Annotated in this window: 16 protein-coding genes and 1 pseudogene; 8 read left to right on the top strand and 9 right to left on the bottom strand. The window is 46.3% G+C overall.

All coding sequences use genetic code 11. The features are described 5' to 3' along the window. Positions 1-172 precede the first annotated feature (172 nt). Positions 173-667 carry a hypothetical protein gene (locus MADE_RS06450; protein ID WP_020743177.1) on the top strand — a complete coding sequence of 165 codons (495 nt, stop codon included), beginning with the start codon at positions 173-175 and terminating at the stop codon, positions 665-667. A gap of 25 nt (positions 668-692) precedes the next feature. Here MADE_RS06450 and MADE_RS06445 read toward each other — a convergent pair whose 3' ends face one another. Then, positions 693-905, bottom strand: a complete 213-nt coding sequence (locus MADE_RS06445) for a thioredoxin domain-containing protein (protein ID WP_015066661.1) — start codon at positions 903-905, stop codon at positions 693-695. Between the two features lie 218 nt (positions 906-1,123). On the opposite strand from MADE_RS06445, the gene MADE_RS06440 reads away from it, so the two are divergent. From MADE_RS06440 to MADE_RS06430, 3 genes are all read left to right on the top strand, one after another. Next, positions 1,124-2,908 (top strand): ABC transporter transmembrane domain-containing protein, encoded by a 1,785-nt coding sequence (locus tag MADE_RS06440; protein WP_020744713.1) that lies wholly within the window; start codon positions 1,124-1,126, stop codon positions 2,906-2,908. Positions 2,909-3,050: 142 nt separating this feature from the next. Continuing rightward, positions 3,051-4,109, top strand: coding sequence for an efflux RND transporter periplasmic adaptor subunit (locus MADE_RS06435; protein ID WP_023559573.1), 1,059 nt, complete (start codon positions 3,051-3,053; stop codon positions 4,107-4,109). Beyond that, positions 4,102-7,218 (top strand): efflux RND transporter permease subunit, encoded by a 3,117-nt coding sequence (locus MADE_RS06430; protein ID WP_020743174.1) that lies wholly within the window; start codon positions 4,102-4,104, stop codon positions 7,216-7,218. Before MADE_RS06435 ends, MADE_RS06430 begins: the two co-directional genes overlap by 8 nt. Positions 7,219-7,325: 107 nt before the next feature. Here the strand turns inward: MADE_RS06430 and MADE_RS06425 are convergent, their stop codons facing one another. The 5 genes from MADE_RS06425 to MADE_RS06405 all read right to left on the bottom strand — a co-directional run bounded on the left by MADE_RS06425 (position 7,326) and on the right by MADE_RS06405 (position 14,884). Next, on the bottom strand, positions 7,326-8,561 hold the full coding sequence (locus MADE_RS06425; protein ID WP_020743173.1) for an alpha/beta hydrolase: 1,236 nt from the start codon (positions 8,559-8,561) through the stop codon (positions 7,326-7,328). A 33-nt stretch (positions 8,562-8,594) separates the two neighbouring features. Next, positions 8,595-8,987, bottom strand: coding sequence for a TerB family tellurite resistance protein (locus MADE_RS06420; RefSeq protein ID WP_015066656.1), 393 nt, complete (start codon positions 8,985-8,987; stop codon positions 8,595-8,597). A gap of 340 nt (positions 8,988-9,327) precedes the next feature. Beyond that, entirely contained in the window at positions 9,328-10,545 is a 1,218-nt protein-coding gene (locus MADE_RS06415; RefSeq protein ID WP_015066655.1) for a hypothetical protein, read from the bottom strand. Then, entirely contained in the window at positions 10,542-11,177 is a 636-nt protein-coding gene (locus MADE_RS06410; protein WP_020745617.1) for a condensin complex protein MksE, read from the bottom strand. The genes MADE_RS06415 and MADE_RS06410 overlap by 4 nt, the downstream gene beginning before the upstream one ends. After that, a complete protein-coding gene (locus tag MADE_RS06405) occupies positions 11,174-14,884 on the bottom strand; it encodes an ATP-binding protein (RefSeq protein ID WP_023559572.1) in 3,711 nt (1,236 codons plus the stop codon). The genes MADE_RS06410 and MADE_RS06405 overlap by 4 nt, the downstream gene beginning before the upstream one ends. Positions 14,885-15,246: 362 nt before the next feature. Between MADE_RS06405 and MADE_RS21175 the strand changes: the two genes are divergently transcribed. Both MADE_RS21175 and MADE_RS21170 read left to right on the top strand, forming a co-directional pair. Beyond that, complete coding sequence (locus MADE_RS21175; protein WP_023559571.1) at positions 15,247-15,459, top strand: hypothetical protein; 213 nt, start codon at positions 15,247-15,249, stop codon at positions 15,457-15,459. A 75-nt stretch (positions 15,460-15,534) separates the two neighbouring features. Beyond that, positions 15,535-15,711: a hypothetical protein gene (locus MADE_RS21170; protein ID WP_023559570.1), complete on the top strand. Its 177-nt coding sequence runs from the start codon at positions 15,535-15,537 to the stop codon at positions 15,709-15,711. Between the two features lie 153 nt (positions 15,712-15,864). Here MADE_RS21170 and MADE_RS06395 read toward each other — a convergent pair whose 3' ends face one another. Both MADE_RS06395 and ffh read right to left on the bottom strand, forming a co-directional pair. After that, complete coding sequence (locus MADE_RS06395) at positions 15,865-17,931, bottom strand: collagen-like triple helix repeat-containing protein (RefSeq protein ID WP_023559569.1); 2,067 nt, start codon at positions 17,929-17,931, stop codon at positions 15,865-15,867. Between the two features lie 182 nt (positions 17,932-18,113). Further along, complete coding sequence (gene ffh, locus MADE_RS06390) at positions 18,114-19,550, bottom strand: signal recognition particle protein (RefSeq protein ID WP_020745612.1); 1,437 nt, start codon at positions 19,548-19,550, stop codon at positions 18,114-18,116. A 241-nt stretch (positions 19,551-19,791) separates the two neighbouring features. On the opposite strand from ffh, the gene MADE_RS06385 reads away from it, so the two are divergent. Beyond that, on the top strand, positions 19,792-20,589 hold the full coding sequence (locus tag MADE_RS06385) for a cytochrome C assembly family protein (protein ID WP_023559568.1): 798 nt from the start codon (positions 19,792-19,794) through the stop codon (positions 20,587-20,589). A 177-nt stretch (positions 20,590-20,766) separates the two neighbouring features. Further along, positions 20,767-22,061 (top strand): annotated as a pseudogene (locus MADE_RS06380) (HlyC/CorC family transporter). Between the two features lie 10 nt (positions 22,062-22,071). On the opposite strand, the gene MADE_RS06375 reads toward MADE_RS06380, so the two are convergent. Next, positions 22,072-22,272 (bottom strand): hypothetical protein, encoded by a 201-nt coding sequence (locus MADE_RS06375; protein WP_020743168.1) that lies wholly within the window; start codon positions 22,270-22,272, stop codon positions 22,072-22,074. Positions 22,273-22,292: the final 20 nt, after the last annotated feature.

Genomic DNA, 22,292 nt, shown 5'->3' with positions numbered 1-22,292 from the left:
TTAAAATATCATCTGGTGATGTATTGTTAACGTAGCACTAGGATTTAGTTCGGATAAAAAACTTAAGCCATATGCAGTTTAAAGGATGGCAGTTAACTGGGTTTTAGTTTTTCTCTGGCGCATTTGTTAATCAAAGGCTTCAGTAAATGGATCACGAAGAAGGATTATTCGAATGAAATTATCATCACTCATACTCGCTACATCAATTGCTCCACTTTTCGCGTGTTCATCCGCTACAGATATGGTCACACAACAAGCAGAAGTCCAACCCAATGAAGCTCGTATAGACTTTTTCGCTAACCGCGGAGAAGCCTTTGACAATAAGCGAGAGTACGTAAAGTTGATGTGTTTTAACCAACGCCCTAACGGTGCGTTAGTTCTTCGGGATGTTGTGCCGGGAGAGCATGTTCTATTTGTTCAAGCCAGTGTCGTAAACACTGACCTGCCTGATGGTACCACTCGCGAGGCGATAGTTAGGCTAGATGTAAACTTAGAAGGCGGCAAGCGTTACTCGCTCAACCAATCTCGTGACCATCACGATATGAAAGTATGGCTCCAAGATACGGATTCTGGCGTCCCTGTTTCTGACATCGTTACAACCCGTGTTGAATACCCAAAATCGGTGGGAGATTTACGCCTTGAACAATGCAAGGAAGGCACAGTTTAAAAGTACGCGCTTTTTTCAATAACGGTTACAGACGACGTAGGGTTACACTTGCGTCATTATAATCGTAAGGTATGTTTTGCCACTGAGCGTTTTTAAGCGCTCGTGATTTTGTCTCTTCCGCCTTGGCAAGTTTGTTTGATTTGAGTATTAAGCTGGGAAAGCCCTGGGCGCCTATACTACGAGCCATATGCATTTCTTCATTTAATTGCTCAATTGTACTTTCACTGTTGAGATCCAATTCGAAACTCTCGACATCAAGCCCTATTTCTTCAGCAAACGCACAGCATCAGCTGCACATGAATAGCCCCCTCTATTTTCATCCCAGCGTATATACTGCCATTGTAATCGCATTGCTGACGTCTAATGTACCTACTTTGCCGTATAATCCAAACATCAATATTAAATGGTGTTGTAAACACACCGCTATCAAGAAGTAATGCGCACAACGAGGTAATTTTGACAACACCGCTAGCTGATGTATCGACAAAACAAGTATTACAGTGGATTGGCTCACATTTACTTCACTACAAGTCACGCGTTGTAGGGGCGGTTATTGCTCTTTTCACCGCGGCTATTGCGTGGCTACTTTTAGGGCAAGGAATAAAGTATGCCATCGACAGTGGCTTTATTGAAAACGCGGCAGATACATTAAATAAAGCAACTGTAATGGTACTTGCTATTACGATTGTTGCCTGCCTGGCGACTTACGCTCGATTTTACCTTATGACCTGGTTAGGCGAGCGAGTAAGCGCTGATATTAGAAATCAAGTTTACTCACATTTATTGTCTCTCCCCCCTTCGTTTTTTGCAGAGCTTAGAACCGGAGAAGTCATTTCTCGATTTACCAGTGACACTACGATTATTCAGACTGTTGTCGGTATGAGTCTATCTATGACTTTACGTTCTGTGGTTACCTTTGTCGGCGCTTTAATACTAATGACCTTTTCAAGTCCATTACTAACGTTTTGCGTGATTGTCGCAGTTCCAGCTGTTTTAGTACCAATAAAGGTATTAGCACCACAGGTACGCCGATACGCGAAAGAAAGCCAAGATAAAGTAGCTGATTTAGGCGCCCGTATCGATGAAAGTCTTCACGAAATAATGACCGTACAGGCCTATACCGCCGAAAATGCAGAACGCTTGCACTTCTCTAAAAAAGTAGAGCTTGCTATGGATGTGGCTAAAAAGCGTATTCACTATCGCTCTTTGCTTATTGGCTGCATTATGTGCATTAGCATGACAGCCATTATCTTTATCGCGTGGGTGGGTGCGCGCCAAGTGCTAGACGGCACAATGACAGTAGGTGAACTTTCCGCTTTTCTTTTCTACGCCGTGATGGCAGGGGGTAGTGTAGCCACCATTAGCGAAGTAATTGGTGAAGTGCAAAGAGGTGTCGGTGCCAGTGAGCGTTTGTACGAATTATTTACCACTGAACCTGCGATTAAAAGTGCTAACACCCATGCCAGAATACCGGTGAAATCTGCCGCCACTAACATCGACATATCAAAAGCGGCCCCTAGAATTCAGCTAGAAAATGTCAGCTTTGCCTACCCCAATAGTAAACCTCTTTTCGATAACCTAAACATTGATATTCGTGAAGGGGAACGACTTGCCCTCGTGGGCGCTAGCGGGGCGGGTAAAACTACCCTGTTTCAATTATTAATGCGTTTTTACGATCCCACCTCCGGGCAAATTTTATTTAATGGCTCGCCCATCGATACAATGCCAGTAGAGCACCTGCGTCACCACATTGCGGTGGTCACGCAAGAACCCGTGGTCTTTGCAGATACCGTGCTAGAAAACATTCGTTACGGCAATCCAGAAGCTAGCGATGAGGCAGTAATTAGCGCAGCCAAAAAAGCCTTTGCCCATGAGTTTATCGATAACTTAGATGAGCGCTATAACACGCAATTAGGTGAGAGAGGCGTTAAACTCTCTGGCGGTCAGAAGCAGAGGATTGCCATCGCCCGTGCCATTCTAGCTGACCGCCCTATTCTACTGCTTGATGAAGCCACCAGCGCTCTAGATGCCATGAGTGAACGTATGGTTCAGCAAGCTATTGACCGTTTGATGGTAGGGAAAACGAGCATTGTGATTGCTCACCGACTATCAACAGTACAGCACGCAGATCGCATTTTAGTGATGGACCAAGGCCAAGTTGTAGGTAGCGGCGATCACGCTTCTCTTATGAAAAGCGATACCTTGTACAGGGAATACGCTGAACTGCAATTGCTTAGCTGAACCGCCTGTGGTGCTATACGGTACAAACAACGAGGTTAACCAATCGCCTAATTAATGGTCGCTTTGGTAAAACAATAAAACGAGGCCGCTGTAAAAATGTACAACAACGTTCGACAGGCCTTAATAACGCTACGGGTTTAAAATGAAAAATTCAGTCTATGATGCGATGAAGACATGGACACGTCTTTGTGCTCTTTTTTTAGTGATGATACCCACTGCCAACGCGCAGTTTATGGGCGACCGACAAGCTAAGCTCGTGGTTACCAAGCCCATTGAGTTTATGAACGAAACGCGCAAAGTTGAAGCGGTGGGCAGTGCAGAAGCGGTACGCTCTATCGTGCTCTACCCTGCCGTTTCTGACGAAGTTACTGAAATCAACTTTGTTCCTGGCCAATCAGTAGAAAAAGGGAAAGTGCTAGTACGTCTTGACGACAGACGCCAGCAAACAGCGCTTAAACGCGCGAAGCTTACCTTAGAAGATGCACAGCGTACGGTAGAACGCTTGGCTTCTAGCTATAAACAAGGCGCAGTGCCCGTTAGCGAACTTGACCTTGCTCGCACGCAACGTGATCTTGCCGAAGTTGCGCTTGAAGAAGCGCAAGCCGATTTAGAAGATAGACACATTATCGCGCCATTCGATGGCGTAGTCGGGCTTACTGAGGTTGAAGTTGGCGACCGAATTAACGAGCAAACCGTTATCACTACGCTAGACAACAGAAGTAAACTTTTCATCAACTTTAAGGCGCCCGAAGCCGCGTTACCCGTGTTACTTAATGCGCCGAATGTTACGCTTGAGCCGTGGAGCGACAAAGAGAAGCGTGTAAAAGCAGAAATTGCACAAGTAGACTCTCGCATCAATGAAGCAGACCGAACCCTTCGCGCCCGAGCACTGCTTGACAACTCATCGGATCAATTTCGTCCGGGCATGAGTTTCCGCGTTAATTTAAGTATTGAAGGCGACCGATTTGCAGCCATTCCAGAAGCAGCATTATTGTGGGGAGCAACCGGAGCCTATATTTGGTTAGCTGAAGATGGCAAAGCGAAAAAAGTCGATGTAAGCGTTCACCAACGCCTAAGAGGAACAATTTTAGTTTTTGGTGATATTGAAGAAGGTGACACGCTAATTTCAGAAGGTGTTCAGCGTTTACGTTCCGGGCAAGAAATTACCACCGAGTTGGCCGGAGGGCCTCAAGGTGAGTGATTCAAACCTATCTTCTTCGGTAAGTGATTTACCCTCTCTGTCGATACGACGTCCGGTTCTTATCGTTGTACTTAACTTGCTTATTGCTATTGCCGGGCTTGCCGCACTAAGTGGCCTAGAAGTTCGTGAACTTCCTGATGTAGACACCCCGCGAGTAACGGTAACTGCGCAATTTCCTGGCGCGTCACCGGAAACCGTCGACGCCGAGGTAACCGGGCGCCTAGAAGGTGCTGTTGCGCGAGTAAGCGGTGTTAAGAACATATACGCACAAAGTGAAGAAAACTCTGCCCGAGTAAGGGTTGAATTTCGACCTGGCGTGAATTTAGAAGATGCGGCGAACGAGGTTCGCGAATCGGTTAGCCGTGTTCAACGCCAGCTTCCCGAAGACGTTGAACAAGTAGCGATTATTCGCGCTGACAGTGACGCACAAGCGGTGGTAAGTTTGGCCATATCTAGCGATACGTTAGATATGGAGACCCTAACCGAACGTGTTGATACCGATGTCGCGCCTTTGTTTTTAAGTATTCCAGGTGTTGCCGACGTAACGCTAAATGGTGACCGAGAGCGCGTTTTACGTGTATCTGTTGACCCTCTTCGTTTAACCAGTTTTGGTTTGTCGATGAGTGATATTGGCGATGCTCTCGCCCTTGCGCCATTTGATGTTCCTGCAGGTAGTATTCAATCGGCCGAGCAAGCCTTAATTGTGCGGGCCGATGCCACCTCCGTATCTGCTGAAGATGTAGGTAATATTGTTGTCACCGGTGATATACGTATTAACGATGTGGCCAGTGTTTACTTTGGCCCAGCGGACACCACCAGCGTAGTCCGTTTGGACGGTACGCCTGTTATTGGTGTAGGCGTAATACGCCAGGCCAGTTCAAATACTATTGAAATATCAGATGAAGTGTTGGCAATGGTCGAAGACCTTGATAAACGCTTTGCGGATATGAATATTGTGGTTACCGCTGACGATGCTGAATTCATTCGAGATTCAGTTAAAGAAGTGGTCGTATCCCTTAGCCTGACCATAGCTCTTGTGGTGGTTACCCTTCTTGTATTTATTGGCTCATGGCGTGCAACCATTGTCCCAGCGCTTTCTATTCCCGTATCGCTTGCCGGTGCACTTGCTATTATTTGGGGAATGGGTTTTTCCATAAATATACTCACTTTGCTCGCTTTGGTGCTTGCCACCGGAATGATAGTTGACGACGCCATTGTCGTTTCTGAAAACATTCAGCGCCGCAGAAGCATGGGACTAGGTGCGCGCGCTGCAGCCGTAGTAGGCACTCGAGAAGTCTTCTTTGCTGTGGTTGCCACCACAGCCGTACTTGCCTCTGTATTTATTCCTATTGCGTTTTTGCCTTCGACCGCAGGGCGTTTGTTTAGAGAATTTGGTGGCGTATTAGCGGGTGCAGTGGTTATCTCCTCTTTTGTAGCGTTGTCTCTTGTACCTGCATTAACGGCCCGTTTGAAGGTAAAACAAACCAGTAAAACCGGCCTATTTAGCAAAACGTTCGGCCGTTTTGGCCACGCGTGTTTAAGGGTTTACCAAGCGTCGCTACTCAAAGCGCTTAAATATGGCTGGGTTGTGGGCATATTGAGCTTAGCCGCCGGCGGCGGTGCCTACATTCTGGCGCAAAACATCGATAATGAGCTATTGCCAAGCGAAGACAGGGGCACCATACGCATATTTGCCCGTGGGCCTGACGGCGCAGGACTTAACTTTATGGACAGACAAGCAGAGAAAATGGAAGAGCTGCTGCTGCCTTATGTAGAAAACGGCACCATCGACTCGATTTATACGGTCGTTGGATCATGGGATCCTAATATCGTCTTTATCACGGCACCGCTCAAACATTGGGATGAACGAGACACGTCGCTGCAAGACGTCGTTAACGAGATTCGTCCTAAACTACAGCAAATTCCTGGCGCGCCGGGCAACGCATTTGGCGGTAACAGCCTTAACCTTCGCGGGCAAGGTGGAGGTCTTGAAATCGCCCTTACCGGTGACACGTACGAGAATATATTTAAGGCTGCACAGCGCTTTTCCCGGCAATTAGAAGACACCCTGCCTGAGCTTGGCAGGCCTCGTATTAGTTACGACCCTACCCAGCCTCAAATGCGGGTAAACATCGACAGACGCCGCGCCGAAGAACTCGGCGTCCCGCTTACCGATATTGCCAGCACACTCCGGGCTGCGGTCAACGGCGATGACATTGCCGACTTGAACGTAGGCGATCAAGCCATTCCTATTATGTTGCAGACCAATAATCGCAGCACGCTTGACCCGTCAGAACTTACGAGCCTTTATGTGAAAAGTACTGACGGTAATTTGGTACCGCTTTCTAGCGTGGCTTATATAACTGAAGAAGGGGTAGCAGCAGAGCTTGAGCGTCAAGCGCAACGCCGCGCAATAAAAGTAGAAATGGAATTACCAGAGGACGTGGCACTTAGTGAAGTGGTGCAACAAATTCGCACGCTTGCCCTCGATACACTACCTGATGGTATTGGCCTTGTATTTTTAGGCGAAGCGCAAACTTTTGAAGAAACATCCAAACAAGTCGCGCTAACTTACGTACTGGCTTTTATCATTGTGTTATTAGTACTCGCAGCGCAGTTTGAAAGTGTTAACAGCGCTGTTGTGGTCATGCTCACCGTACCTTTCGGTATTGCTGCCGCGGTCTACGCATTATTTTTAACGGGTACGAGTATTAATATTTATTCTCAGATTGGGTTGGTGATGTTAATTGGTCTTTTGGCCAAAAACGCCATTCTTTTAATAGAATTTGCTGACCAATTGCGCGATAAGGGCTTTGATATTTATGACGCCATTGTTGAAGCGGGTAAAGTGCGACTTCGCCCCATTATGATGACACTTGTTTCGACTATACTCGGTGGCCTGCCGCTTATATTGTCAACGGGAGCAGGCGCTGAAGCCCGTAATGCTATAGGTTGGGTGGTCTTTGGCGGCTTGGGGATTGCCGTTGTGTTTACCCTTTATCTCACGCCGGTACTTTATTTAGCGTTAGCGCGATTCACAAAACCCAGAGCTGATGAAAGCGCTAAGCTAGAAAAAGAAATGGAAGATGCTCAAGCACAGCATTCCTAACTATAGCCAATAAGGCTAAAAAGCCCTATGCAGAAAAACCTAAATCCATGTCTCACTATTTGCTCGTTATAAATAGATGAAACCAGGGTTTAGGTTTTTTTATGGCTTTAGTTTGACGCACAAAGCCTGCTTGCTTTTGACTTGCCTGTAAACGCGAGCAGCTGCTCTACCATAGTGTCAAAGTACGGATTATAGGTAAGCCTTGCGTATACATTGCCTACTTCCTCTTCTTCAGCCTCGTATCCCCACGGGCCATACCATACCTCTTCGCCGGCATTGCAACGCGCTTCTTCATCGCTACCCTGCCCGTTGTCACAAATGCGAAAACGGCTTTGCGTGCCATATAAAGAATTTTTATCGGAAAACAGTGTACTCATATGCGAAGCGGCACTAATTCGCTGCTGCGGCAACTTCATAGTTTGTTGAACAATAAGCTTTGAAGGTAGCGCAGGGGAATGCTCTCCTTGCCAAATCAGGCACTTTTTCGCATGAGTAAAATTATCACGGAACTGCTCGGCAATCTTTTGAGTGTCGACCACACTGTCTTTTTCCGCAACGACCATGAAAACCGGTACCTTTAGGGTACGCGCTTCTTCGTTGCTTTGTGAAAACAAATCTTGTAGCACATTTACGCTTTCCTGATAGGCAGCAAAGCCTGGCATGGCCGTAGAATTATAGCGGCTTGGATTGTCTTCTTCTTCCACATTAGGCCAAGGGAATAGCTGGTCAATATAGGGGGCCAATCGAGAAACAAAGAAGCGCGATTTAAACGCGGGAGAAAAGTGAATTAACCCTTTAACATCGTATTTTTCCGCCATTGAGAAACTAGCGATTGTGGTGAGGTTCGCCCCCGTTGAAAATCCACCGATATACATATTCTCTACTTCACGTGAGAAAAGGCGAATATGATGATTCGTCTCATTTTGCCATTGCTCGTAACTTACGCTTAGCATATCGCCGGGTTTTGAACCGTGGCCAGGTAATAAGATAGTTCGTACCCGAATACCTTCATTACATAGAGCCTGCGCCACGTCGCGAAAGAAATAGGGAGAGTCGCCTAAGCCGTGCACTAAAAGTATACCGGTATCACTTACCTGTGACGCGCACTCAAAAGGCATATTCATTGTTATTTCCTGCGCTTTATTGTTACCAATAAAAACGCGCTGGGCGTACAGGTATGCCTCAACATCCCTTAAATAGTTGCTATATGAATCTACGCTTGTAGGAAAGCGCTGGTCACTGTCAGAGAACTGTGTGCTGTGCGACACGCTACAGCCATTAAGGGAAATTAGGGCAACAGTAGCGGCACACAAACGTGCCGCATAAAAACTAAATATAGACATTTTGACCGCTGAAGTTAAAAGCTAAGAAAGGCCTTACTGCAGCGTATCGTTACTTGAAACCAACGCTTTTGCTAGCAGTTTATGCGTAAGAAGAGACAATAACTCCGTTTCTTCATCACTTCTTTCACCGTCTACTCCGGTAATAGCCATAGCAACTTCCATGGTCTTTTCTGCATCGAAAGCGAGATCGTTTTTTAAACTGCGTAAGAAGGTAATGGCATCACCCGTATCTATGGCCTTTCGCGTTTGGTAAATCGTATCGTTTAAAAACGCTTCTGGACATATTGGGCTTTGCCAGTCTAATGAGTCGACCATCGCATTTAGGTAGTCTTGTTCTGATAAAGTGACCATACCGTCCACCTGATAGAGCAATACTGATAATTTGATTAGGGCTTGATTGAAACTTTGTTGTTCTGATAATTGCATAACACTCTTCCTCTTCGTACTGTACGCGGCAGTACCACAACCTATTCTACATCCTGCAGAAACTTACAGTAAGACCGACTTTCGTGGGCCAGACCTAGTGTTCACCGCACGTTTGTAAGCATAGTCCGTGCGATTGACAGACATATTACGCTGCCATGAATCTTTAAGTTCACTATGTTAAATAAGTGTAAACACCTATTGTATTATAGGTACTTTTCGGCGTGTTCCAAGTGTCTAAATTGGTTTTTATGGTAGAGAAAACAAAATAGTTTCGCCCAGTGTCATTACATATAAAACCGCTGGGCGTGATGAACATTTGATAAGTTGAAGATCTTCTTCGTTATCGCAGACCTAGAGTAATATCACTTATGTAGAAGTTGCCGGTATAGACTTTATCGTTCTTACCGTGGGGTTCTAATGCAAAAAACTGCTTATCCTGCTCATCTAAGGCTTGATAGCCGCCAATCACTTGGTAAATCCATACTTCCGGGTCAAACTCCAACGCATGCTGCTCAAAATAATCGAGTGCGGTTTTCGGTTGGCCCGAATCGATGACATCGCAGAAGTAGTCTTCTACCGCTTTCTGTAGCGGGTCTTTTTCCAGCGATACGGTGGATTGTGCAGTAACGTCTATATCAGCGGGTTTAGTGTCTTCGTGTTTCGACTGACGCTTATGGATGTGAGACAACGCCGCGACAATATGTTGGTAATCCGCTTCATGCTCTACATTGTTAACATCAGGCGCTGCCGTTGCAATAATAGATGCTGACTGATTAAACAATACAGGTACATTGGTTAGGTTAGCATAGTTGCCCGGTGCGAAATCTGGCTGCTGCTCCATATGCAGCAAAAAGCCTTTAAGCAAACGTGTACGCCCTTGAAACTCTCTGAAACGACCAAGTAAGTCTAGTAAGCGCGCTTGAACTACCGACAATTCCTGCGCCGCTTTTGCAAAGCGCTGTTGTAGTGATACCACCAGCAGATGACGTAATTCACGGTTAGACCCCGCCAGTTCGCTTAACTCATCAAAGCGGAAACACTCAAGCTGCGCCAGTAAATCCGTTACCTGCCCCTGAGCTAGCTCGTTTTCACGAATTTTTGCTTCAACCGACGACACGTAACCAAACTCATTGTTTATGCGGCCAAACATCACGCGAACACTATTGCTTAGCGATTCAGAGAGCTGATAAACATGTTCCGTCAAATCACTCATGTGCGCAGCCGCTTCATTATATTTGTTGTAATGAAGCGCTTCTTTATAATGTTCAGTAAGGGTTTTAAGGCTAGCTAATGACGCGCCAATATTCGCATTAATAGTGCGGTTACGATCGTCTTGCAAGCTCCCTTCTAAAAGCGTACGCACTGCGCTTTTAAGGCGCAGTTCACTTTGCGCTTCGGGACGCCACAGTACACCTAGCTGCACAAGTTGCTCTAGTACCTTAGGGCTGTAATCCCGCTCTTTTACCGATCCGTTAACATACGCCTGCATTATCAGGTCGCTGTGCCGCCCTAATGCATTTAATAGCTTAGTACCGGCCTGAATTAATACCTGACTCATATCAAGCTACCTTGCGAAATAGCGGCCTCCGCCTGCTCAGATAAACTCAACGCTTCGGTTTCATCGATAAAACGCAGCATTTCATAAAGGTGCTCAACCTTTCCCGTTCCCAAGTAAATTTGCTTATCTGGGTTTGGTTTTATTAAATAGCCCATGTCGGTTAAGCGTTTAAATACCTGCTTTAGCTGTCCGTCTAGGTTGACACTGGTTGAGCCAAACATGCGGTAGCGCGAAATTTTTTCTAGTTGCTCAGCATAAGCCGGTGTGTCTTCAATGGTCGTCTGCAATTCGTTTAAACGGATAGCGCTGCCCATAGTAATAGGCATATCAGACTCATTCGCCTGTTGCACCAATAGCAGCCACTCAACGAGCGGCACTAAGTTAGATGCCGTATCTTGAAACTGCTGCGTTAACACCTTGCGTTCGCTCTCACCTATGGTGAGGTAGCTTGCAAAAAACACATCCCCTTCAGCGGTAGTTGAAAGCGTGCGGTTCAGCAAAGCTAGGTGAGGCTCTAGTTGCGCGGCATTATCCCTACTTTTCAGAAAGCGCCACGCTTCCTCATCGGTGACCTGACAAATAAACGCGCCTTGTAAAAGTGCACTTAGTACACGGCCTTGTTCTGTCATCATGCTGATGTCTCCTCACCTGCTGCTTCACTGTCTTTTCTTGCCTTAATGCGTGCTGCTATCGAACTTGCTTTGGGCTGAACCACCTGTAGTTGACGCGTCACCTTATCGATAAGATAACGGTTTTCAAATAGCGTAAGTACTTCCGATTCAGGGTTAGGGAAAGCGCCGACTACGCTAATGTTATTATTTTGACAGGCATCAAAAATCTTCTTCACATTACTTTGGTGAAGCGTGCCGAGCTCATCAATAGGCCAATGCACAGTCGCATCGGCATCGCCGCGCAACAGGCGAGTGAACGCGAGTAAGAACTTACATAAAATGAGGTAAGCCATGCCGTGGCTTGATGACTCGTTTAGCTGGCGGTCGGTACGGATAACAAGGTCGCTATTACCTTCACGCAGATGCAACTCGATATCAAGAAGCTTGCTAATACCGCCGGTAAGCGCAGCGCGACCTAGGATATCAAGAACACGGCGCATGCTTAAACCGTACTCTTCTTCCGGTAATTCGTTAGCCCCCTCTTCCATCCAGTGCTCATAAAGTTTTCTGAACTGCTCTAACTCAGGCCAAAACTCAAGTTCACTAATGCGTGAGCGAATTTTAACTGCAGAGTCAGACACGCCATCTAGGAATAGCTCACCATCAACTTCTTGGGTGATACGACGGCTTTGTGACACGATACGCTTGTCGATATCGGCTAATACAAAATAGTATTGTGAAAGATCGGCACCGAAAATACGCCCTTGCTCACGAAGCCCCTGAAGTTTTTGAGGCACAATAACGTTCAGAAGCTGAGCGAGGTGCGACACCATACGGCGGTGGTCAAAGCTTTTCACGCCATGTGCATTAAGCGTGGCGCACTCCTCACGAGCGCGCTCCCAAGTATCAGACAGGCCTGTACCAGCTTGCGCGGCAATTAACTGATCGAACCTTTCTACGTAGGCGCGAATATCGCTTAGCAAGTTTTCTCGCTCTTGAAGCTGACTTTGCACTTCTGAGATACGCTGGCTGATACTCACGTCATCGTGTTTAATCTCGGCAGTTTCATCCCCTGCATGCAGCGTTAGCTTAGCTAACGATTTACTTAAGGTTTTCACCTGCTCTAAATGGTCGCTAGCAGTTTTAAGGGTTGCTTCTAACTGAGCGTGTTGCTCTTGAAGCTGTTCACGAGTAGCTTTATACGTGGCCTGCTTGCTCGCTAAATTACGCTCTGACTCACCCAACAGCTTACGCGACTTAGATAAGCCCTCTTGCCATACCACTTTTTGCTTATTAAACACATTGGTGTACCAACGTTCGTAGTCGGCCACTTTATGACGGTGGGTTTCGGTGCGCGTAATGTCTTCTTTAAGCTTATTAATTTGCTTTTTAAGCTGACCGATTTCATCAACGTCGACACCGCGATTATTCAACTCGCTTTCCAGCCAGTCTTGCATGTCTTTTCTATCTTGAGCCGCGTTATCTTTTGCCTTACGCATATCGCTATCGGCTTTTGAAATACGCGCTTCGCTATCGGAAATAAGCTGCTGCCAGTGGAACTTGTGTTCGGTTTCGGCTTCGCGCTGCTGATCCTTTATTTCGTCTCGGCTAAGCTCAAATTGTGCTTTTGCTTGTTTTTGTGACTGTTGGTTAGCCTCAAGTTTCGTTTTGGCTTTTTGTTTTCGTGCAGAGAGTGCCTGCTGATATTCACTTAGTACGGTATCGCGGTCTTGTTGCGCACGCTTGCGCGTCGCCTCTGCACTTTTAACGGCGTTGTCTTTTTGTGTTACCACCAATTCTGCGTTACGCACTTCTTCATTAGCTTTTGCTAATCGCTGCTCACATTCGTTTTGGGCGGCATGCGCTGCCGCCTGACGCAACTCTGCTTCTTGCAGTTTCTGCTTGAGCGTTTGCTCAGTAAAGGCGTAATCTGGGGTATCGAGTTCAGTAAGCGCTAACTTAACGCCCATAAAGCTGCTGCTGTCGCTCGGCGCATCGGTAGTCATTTCTGGTGCTAAATCTGAGCGTTCAAGCAACTCTGGACGAATCACTTTACCTAACGACAGTTCCCAATCATCAACATTAGCACGCAAGAACTCAAGCAGCGAACCTTCACCGGGGTAAAGTAGCCCGTTAATTTTATTAACGGCCTTCTCTTCTTGTTGGAAAGCAGCGCGCGCTCTATCGAGCGCATTTGAACACTCTTTTCGGAACTCTACCGACTTACTATGCGCTTGCTGCGCTTGTCTTAATTCACCTCGCGCTGCATCTTCATTAATTGACGCTTCTTTAATGGCTGCATCTAAGATATCAAGTTGAGACTGCTCGAATTCATTGTAACCTGCATTGGTAAGCGAAGCCTTCAGCTCAGCTTCTGCTACTTTCAGCTCATTTAAACTATTTTGGTAGTCGTTCTGCAAAGCCGTTAACTGACCGTTATAGTCTTCGCGAATTCGACTTAGAGCTTCTCGTTCGCTCTGCTGCTGCTCGGCTTTATTTTCTGCTGCTTCTTGGCGAGCAGCAGACATTTCTTCCAGCGTAATAGACAGCTTTTCGCCTAGCTCGGCTAAACGTTTATTGTAAGCAGACTCAATATCTTGGTGTTTTTCGGTTAGTAAAACATAGCGACTGTCGGCCATGGCTTTTTCATTTTGCCATTGGGCTAGATTTGCTACGTCTTCTTTAAGCTGTTCAATGTTCTCGTCTTGCCATTTGTCGAACTCACGCTCTACCGTATCAAGCTCGCTAGTGAACTTCTCGACATCAGCACGGGCGGAGGAAATAACCTGGTTTAAGTGATCCCTTGTATCACCCCATTCACTATCAGTTTGCTTGCGCTGAAAGCTGTTTTCATCAAGCTCATTTTTTGTGGTTTCAACACGTGCAGCCAAATAAGTTTTATCAAGTTCAAAGCTATGTTTCAGGTTAGCAAGCACTTGCTCTGTGCTCGTTAAAGCCATGTCAGCCTGTTCGAGCTTTGAAAACTCTGGGCGAATTTTATCGAACTGCTTAATTAAGTGACACTCTTTGATCCAGTCATCTACGCGGTGGCGACTTAAGCCCGAAGTCGGTGGTGTAACGCCATCCTCTTCCAAGATAGCCGCTATCATGGCTTTGATAGTTTCCATCTTGCCTTCTTTGGAGTGAACCGCCTTTGCCAACTTCTCGATGTGGCGCATGTGCTTTGACGGCTCGCACAGACTAAAAATTTTGGCGTAACCTAATAGTTCCCGAGCGTTGTTGCTTTGGTTTAGCACGCCATGATCGTTTTGAATAATTGCGCGAAAGTCTTTGGTATTAAGCAAGCTGGTGACCATGACGTTATTGCGCTTCATGGCGCGAGCAAGCTCGGCGCTGCTAACGCTTGCGTGTTTACCGCTCTTTTGCTCTATCAGATAGTCGTTAATATCAAACGGCTTTCCAATTAAGCGGTAGTTTACGCCAGTACCGTTAGAACTTAATACAGCTTGACACAGATCACCTTCGGCGCGGGTGTATTCGTAAATAATAAAGCTAGACAGGCGAGGTAGATACCAACGTTCAAAACTGTCTCTGGTGGCGGGTACAACGCGACTAGGATATTCACCATAAAAAACGGGGATCAGTCGCTGTAGCGTAGTTTTACCCGACGCATTGGTACCACAAATATTGGTGTGTCCATCAAGCTTTAGTTCGACCACGCCTGGTAAATGCGTGTCGATAAGAATAATACGTTTTAAGCCTGCCATAGTGTTCCTGTATCAATAACTCTGCCGCGCGAAACGCCACGCTGCACTAAACGGTACTCGCTTGCGTATGCCAATAAGGGCTCAAACTGCGTGTTTTTATTTAAGCAAGTACACGCGCACGATGTAGCCCGTCAGTGTATTATGAATTCGCTAATTTGCACAGACGCAGGTTGATTTGTTGGTTATAAAGCGCGCTATTGTTATGAAGTTTCTTAAACACTTCCCATAGTCATTCGATTCCCCGTATTTCAAGTCATTTTTCTCGAGCCGCTATTTTTATAGAAAATATTGATATCCCCCTCTTGCTGGTTAACCAATTTTAGAACATCTTTTTAACCAATTTAATACAATCGGCATACACAATGTCTTCTAATAACAAAAAAGAAACCCCCTTAGTAGAAGTACTTAAAGTGCTTTTTTACTTTTTACTCATCGCGTTAATCATCAGCGCGTTATCTGCCTGCGGCGGCGGTGCTAACGCAACAGCGCATATTACTGAAGAAATTGACAACACCGTAGGCCCACATATTGTATTCCTTGCACACCGAGACGAAGACTTTAATAAAGGCGTTTAATATGACCGCCAGCGCAATGAAATTAAGACTTACGATAAAAGCGATAGCGCGGTATTGGGTTTCGAAGGTGAAACCATGCAGTTTGAATGGTATTTCTATGTATCTAGCGATATGTGGCGGGGCGTGTCGGGTGAAGACTTTATTCGCCCTAAATGGGGTATTTACCGTTCTGTTGCTGAGCTAGACAAATTACGGGGGCAAGAGGAACGCGTGAAGTTTGCGGATTTTGTAATACGTAAAGGAACGCCTTGACGCCTTAAAATAAAAGTTAATATTAAAAAGCGGCACGCCTTTTACTAGAGAAAGCGTACCGCTCTTATTATGCTTATCGGTTTACCTCAGTAAGGATTGCGGTAGAAACATTTGCTAAACGGCCTCTACCAGCATGACTTACTTTTTTTCACTTTACTTTACTGGCAACACCTGTACCGATTCAGGTGCAGGGTACATCATGCTAAACGTAGGGTCGATATCACCCGAGCTAGCGTTCAAAATATTATCAAAGCGAAGAATCATACCGTTTGATTTTTCAGCGACATAAACGTGTCCATTGCTCAGCATAAGGTCTACCGGGTTTCCTAACATGGAATTAGGACCTGCAATATTAACCGATACATTAGCGAGCCCATCAGCACTGCCTGCGCCTGATATCACGTAAAGCTTTCCGTCGGTGGCATCGGCGGCACTACCTACATCAGAAATCACCAGACTATCGCTTTGGCTATCGTAATCGATACCGTGAATATTCGTTGGTGCGGCAAACGCTGTGCCGTCGCTTGCCGGAACAATCAGTCTATCTTCACCGGTTATTACCGTTTGACCACTTTCCATCTTGCGTACGACTTCTTCAAATACCGCAACGGTGCCATTGGTTAACGCTAAGTAAGCGCTATCAGTAGACGGGTCATAATCTACGTCCCATGGTCGCGCTCCGTTAGCAGCCTCTAAGTTGAGTAAAGGCGCTACATTACCTGAAGCACACGGTGAAAATACCCTAACCGCAGGTGTAGTCTCGTTCACATCGGCAACAAATACCATGCCGTTGTCAGACGATATATCTAAGCCTTTAGGCGCGATAAGCCCTGTTTCATTACCCACAATCATATGATCATAGCTATCGCTATACATCATACCGTCACGCATCGTTTTAAGACGATTAACCACGATAAGGCCGCCGGTAGATGTATCGGGGTTATCAAACGTGATGACACCGTCACCGCTTGCTGTGTAAGCCGCACTTTCAATGCTCATTCCACTGTCAAATGTGCTTAGTTCACTTGATAAAACCGCGCTGTACTGGGCCACCTGCCCCGTGGTCTCGCTGTCTGTTGAAGGATTGCTTGAAACAGAAAGGCCCCTAATTGGCATTGTTGTGATACCGTCGTCAGAGCTATCTACCATGGTCTCAAGGTCTGTAAACTCGGCAAGTGATTCTGGTTTTACTGAAGGCGTAGACAACGTTGGCGCTACATCACCACTTTCGCCGTTAAAGATATTCGAGAAAACCAAGATTGCATCATTTGACTTCTCTGCCACGCGCAAATCCGACCCTGTAAGGATAATATCCACCGGATTTCCAAGCTGCGTCGTTGCGCCACCAATTACTCTGGTAGGCACTGTTGCTCCGTCTGCAGTCGACACATTATCTAAAACAAAAATTTGGCCGTCGTCAGCGACCGCGGCATCACCAACATCTGATAACACAATACGGTTGGACATAGGCTCATAAACGATACCGTGCAGATTTATCGATAGCTGATTTCCATCAGCATCAGAGGGTACCACAGAGCGCATAACTGACGGGGCAAAATCAGAACTTGCCACATCGTCATAGACTGCTAGCGTGCCGTCGGTCAGCGCAACATACAGTCTGTCACTTTCTTCGTCATAGGCAAGGTCCCATGGCTTTGCCGACGTCATAATTTCCGCAATAGGCGCTACGTCGCCCGCCGCTTGGCCGCCGAATACACTTATTTTCTGACCGTTAAAGTCTGCGATCATGATAAGGCCCGCCTCTTCAGCAAACGCGATCCCTTTCGGATTAACTAGGCCTGTGGCAGCACCGGTGAGCTCGTGCCCTCTATTCATCATATAGTTAGACTGAGCATCGAAACCACAAAAACTTCTTACTAACGGTAAGTCACTATCACCTGCCTGAACTAACGCGCCGCTTTGCGTAAAGACGATGCCTTCATTGGCGCCTGTCGTTACCGTGCTTAGCGCATTGGCGTTTTGATCAATTGCGGTTACCGTATTTCGGTTGTCATCACCATTATTGGCAACAAGGAAAGTGGCCGCAGCAAAGCCAGGGGTGCCATCTTGCCCTGGTGCTCCATTTTGGCCTGGCGCGCCGTCGACGCCATCTATACCGTTAGTGCCGTCGTCACCATCACAGGCGCTTAAGGCGAAAACCATAGCCGTCGCTAATAGTGACAATTTTATTTTTTGCTGCGATGTTTTATTAAGTTCCATCATCATCTCCATACTTGTTTTATTTGAAGAGACGCTGTCAACCGCAAATGTGTGCGATAAGTACTGCTCACGTCCTGTTCAACAAGCCAAACGACCAACGTTTGATATTGGATGCAACAAAAATAAAAAAACCTCAACGCATTGCTGCTGTTGAGGTTTTTATTAAGAGTAACCGTGGTTATTTAGCGAGGAGGGAAACCACCGCCTCCGCCGAAGCCGCCTCCGCCAAAACCACCAGGGCCGCCTGGCCCGCCTGGTCCACCTAAACCGCCACCGGGTGGCACCATGCCTTTCATCTGGCGCATCATTTTCTTCATGCCGCCGCCAGACATTTTTTTCATCATTTTCTGCATTTGTGTAAACTGCTTAAGCAAGCGGTTTACATCTTGTATTTGCGTACCTGAACCCGCTGCGATACGACGCTTGCGCGAGCCTTTGATAATATCAGGGCGAGCGCGCTCAGCTGGTGTCATTGAATTAATAATGGCTTCCATTTGGTTGAACTGCTTGTCGTTTGCCTGATCTTTAATCTTATCAGACATACCACCCATGCCAGGCAGCTTATCTAGCATGCCCATCATGCCGCCCATGTTCTTCATTTGCTCAAGCTGATCTTTAAAGTCTTGAAGATCAAAGCCCTTGCCTTTTTGAACTTTTTTCGCCAGCTTTTCGGCTTTTGATTTGTCGACCTTGCGCTCAACTTCTTCGATAAGGCTTAGTACGTCGCCCATACCCAAGATACGAGAAGCAATACGCTCAGGGTGGAATGGCTCAAGCGCATCCACTTTTTCGCCCATACCGATGAACTTAATGGGCTTACCTGTTATGTGACGTACAGATAATGCCGCACCGCCGCGGGCGTCACCGTCGGCCTTAGTAAGAATAACACCGGTCAGTGGTAGCGCGTCGTTAAACGCTTTTGCTGTATTAGCGGCATCTTGACCTGTCATGGCATCAACTACGAATAGGGTCTCAATGGGCTTAACCGCAGCGTGTAACTCTGTAATTTCGTTCATCATGTCGTTATCGACGTGCAAACGGCCTGCTGTATCTACAAGCAGAACATCAAAGAAGTTTTTCTTCGCTTCAGCGATGGCATCGTTAACGATATCAATGGGCTTTTGTAAGATAGTAGATGGGTGAAACGCAACCTTCACTTCATCAGCTAGGGTTTCAAGCTGCTTGATAGCGGCTGGACGATAAACGTCAGCACTGACTACCATCACTTTCTTTTTCTCACGTTCAGTCAGGTACTTAGCAAGTTTACCTACAGAGGTGGTTTTACCCGCACCTTGTAAACCAGCCATAAGCACTACAGCAGGAGGCTGAGTGGCTAGGTTAAGCTTTTCATTCGCCTCCCCCATTACCGACTCGAGTTCAGACTGAACGATTTTTATGAATACTTGGCCTGGCTTTAAGCTTTTAGTAACTTCTGTACCAACCGCACGCTCTTTTACCTGAGCAACAAACGCTTTGACCACTGGCAGCGCTACGTCGGCTTCAAGCAGCGCCATGCGCACTTCACGTAGCGTCTCTTTAATATTGTCTTCAGTAAGACGCCCTTTACCACTTACATTTCGTAATGTTTGGCCTAAGCGTTCTGATAAATTCTCAAACATAGTATGAAACTTCTTTTTATTTCAGACGTAATGCGTGCATTGTAACGTAAAAGCGCACCGTAACGTACCCACAATTACGGTTAAATTTTTACCCAATTGCACCAGAAGGTACCTATATACCCACACTAAAAGTGGGTGTGAAACAAACAAAATCAAGGAGATGGTTGAATTTACTTGCAAGTTGCAGTATCAATACCGACTCAGTCGGTGAACACATCACCCACGTATTACAGGACGCATCATGAACACCCTTTTCGCCATCTCTGCTGCCCTACTCTATGCTCTCGCTGCTGCAGTGCTTATTGGCAAATTCGTACATCAAGACGGCCCCAATAAGCGTTTAGGGTTGTCACTTGCAAGTCTAGGCGCAATAGCGCATATCGCATTTCTAACCAATGTTATTATTGTGGCCCCTGGCCAAGACATGAGCGTTACTAACGTACTGTCACTGGTTTCTTGGATAATAACCATATCCATGTTGGTATTTGCACGGGCTATTCCAAACCTTATTTTGCTTCCCGTTGTTTTTGGTTTTGCAAGTTTGACGGTGTTGGCATCACAGTTCATTCCCGTGTCTTACATTATGCACATTGAGCTGCAGCCCGGGTTAGTTATCCATATTAGTTTGTCGCTTTTTGCTTACTGTACTTTGGTGATTGCATTTCTTTATGCCCTGCAAATGTCTTACATCACTTACAGGTTAAAGCAAAAAGGCGCAGCCCTATTACACTCTTCGTTGCCGCCATTAATGCTGGTAGAAAACATCCTATTTAAACTTCTACTTGCCGGAACATCACTATTAACTGTGTCGCTAATCAGCGGTTTTGTGTTTTTAGAAGATATGTTTAATAAAACTTACGCACACAAAACCGTGCTTTCTGCTGCTGCTCTTGTGGTGTTTCTTATTCTATTAGTTGGGCAAAAGCTTCGAGGTTGGCGTGGTAAGCAGGTTATAGCACTAACCGTTTTGGGCGTTGCGCTATTGTCGCTAGCTTACTTCGGTAGCAAGTTAGTTCGCGAGTTTTTATTGTCAGCATGATTAAATAACCCGCTACCCCGCTCACCTGACTCATCACCAACCTCGCTAGGTTACCTAGCCAAAAGCACTGATGTCTGCGGTTTTCTAAACAATTAGGGGCATATCAACAATTTCCCCTTGAAACCCAGACATCAAATCAATACATTTGAAGCCTAAGTATAGACAGGGACCCCCTAATTGGACGACATATCAACGAGTACGCTGTTTATCGCGCTCGGCGTACTCATATTACTATCAGCGTATTTCTCTAGCTCAGAAACTGGCATGATGTCGATAAACCGCTATCGACTCAAGCACTTGCAAGTGAAGGCAACCGTTCTGCAATACGGGTTGCTAAGCTTTTAGACAGGCCTGATCGCCTTATCGGTCTGATTCTTATTGGTAACAACCTCGTCAATATTGCGGCGTCTTCGCTTGCAACCATACTGTGTATTCGCTTATTTGGCGATTACTGGGGCCTTTTCGCCGCTACGTTTGGCTTAACCTTGGTGTTACTCATTTTTGCAGAAGTGACGCCTAAAACATTGGCGGCGCTCTACCCTGAAAAAATCGCGTTTCCTAGCTCGCTTATTCTTCTGCCTTTGCTCACCTTACTATACCCGTTTGTGGCCGCTATAAATGGCATCACGAATGGCATCCTTGCATTACTTCGTATTAGCCCTGCTAATGGAAGTGATGACTCGTTAAGTCGCGAAGAATTAAGAACGGTTGTATTTGAAGCCGGCACCATGATCCCTAAAAAGCACCAAGATATGTTGGTCAGTATCTTGGATTTAGAAAGCGTGACCGCCGAAGATATTATGGTGCCCCGCGCTGAGATTTTTGCCATCGACATCAATGACGATTGGAAGAAGATTCAAAAGGCGCTGACTCATGCGCAGCACACCCGAGTTTTACTGTATCGCGATAGCATTGATGACGCAGTGGGCTTCGTTCACGTGCGCGATGCGCTGCGTCTTCTATCAAAAGACCAGTTTACCAAGTCTAGTCTACTGCGCGCAGTACGAGAAATTTACTACACGCCAGAATCAACGCCGCTTCACACGCTAATGTATAAGTTCCAAGCGGAAAAAGAGCGAATCGCTCTTGTGGTGGACGAATATGGCGACATTATGGGCCTGGTAACGCTAGAAGATATTTTAGAAGAAATTATTGGTGACTTTACCACCAGCATGGTGCCAGACCACAGTAAAGAGGCGCACGTACAGCAAGATGGATCTGTGTTAGTTGACGGAAGTGCAAACGTACGTGAGTTAAACAAAGAGATGAACTGGAATTTACCCACTGAAGGCCCGAAAACCCTGAATGGGTTATTGCTCGAGTACTTAGAAGACATTCCTGAGAACAAGATTAGCGTGCGCTTGGCAGGATACCCATTAGAGATTGTGGATATTTCAGAAAGCATGATAAAAACGGTTCGGATCATGCCCGAATATTATGTGCCCCCTAGAGACTCAAATAATGACGGTTAAGGTTTATTGCCTATAGCTCACCTTTTGCTTCGTCAGCTAGGCGCTGCTCACGGTTCGACAGTGCCCTAGCTTTCGCAGCAGCAACTTTATCTGATAGCTCAGATAGTTTGGCAATAATATCCTGCGTCTCCTCATCTTCACGTAAATCCGCCTCCGCCATATGCGATTGCAATGAACGCTTAAGGAGCTCAGGAATAGATTTGCTATCCATTTCCCAACCCTTCAATAGAA

It is taken from the genome of Alteromonas mediterranea DE, assembly GCF_000020585.3.
Classification (GTDB): Bacteria; Pseudomonadota; Gammaproteobacteria; order Enterobacterales; family Alteromonadaceae; genus Alteromonas; species Alteromonas mediterranea.
The sequence above is the reverse complement of the archived record's forward strand: the minus strand, read 5'-3'. Positions and strand labels throughout refer to the sequence as shown.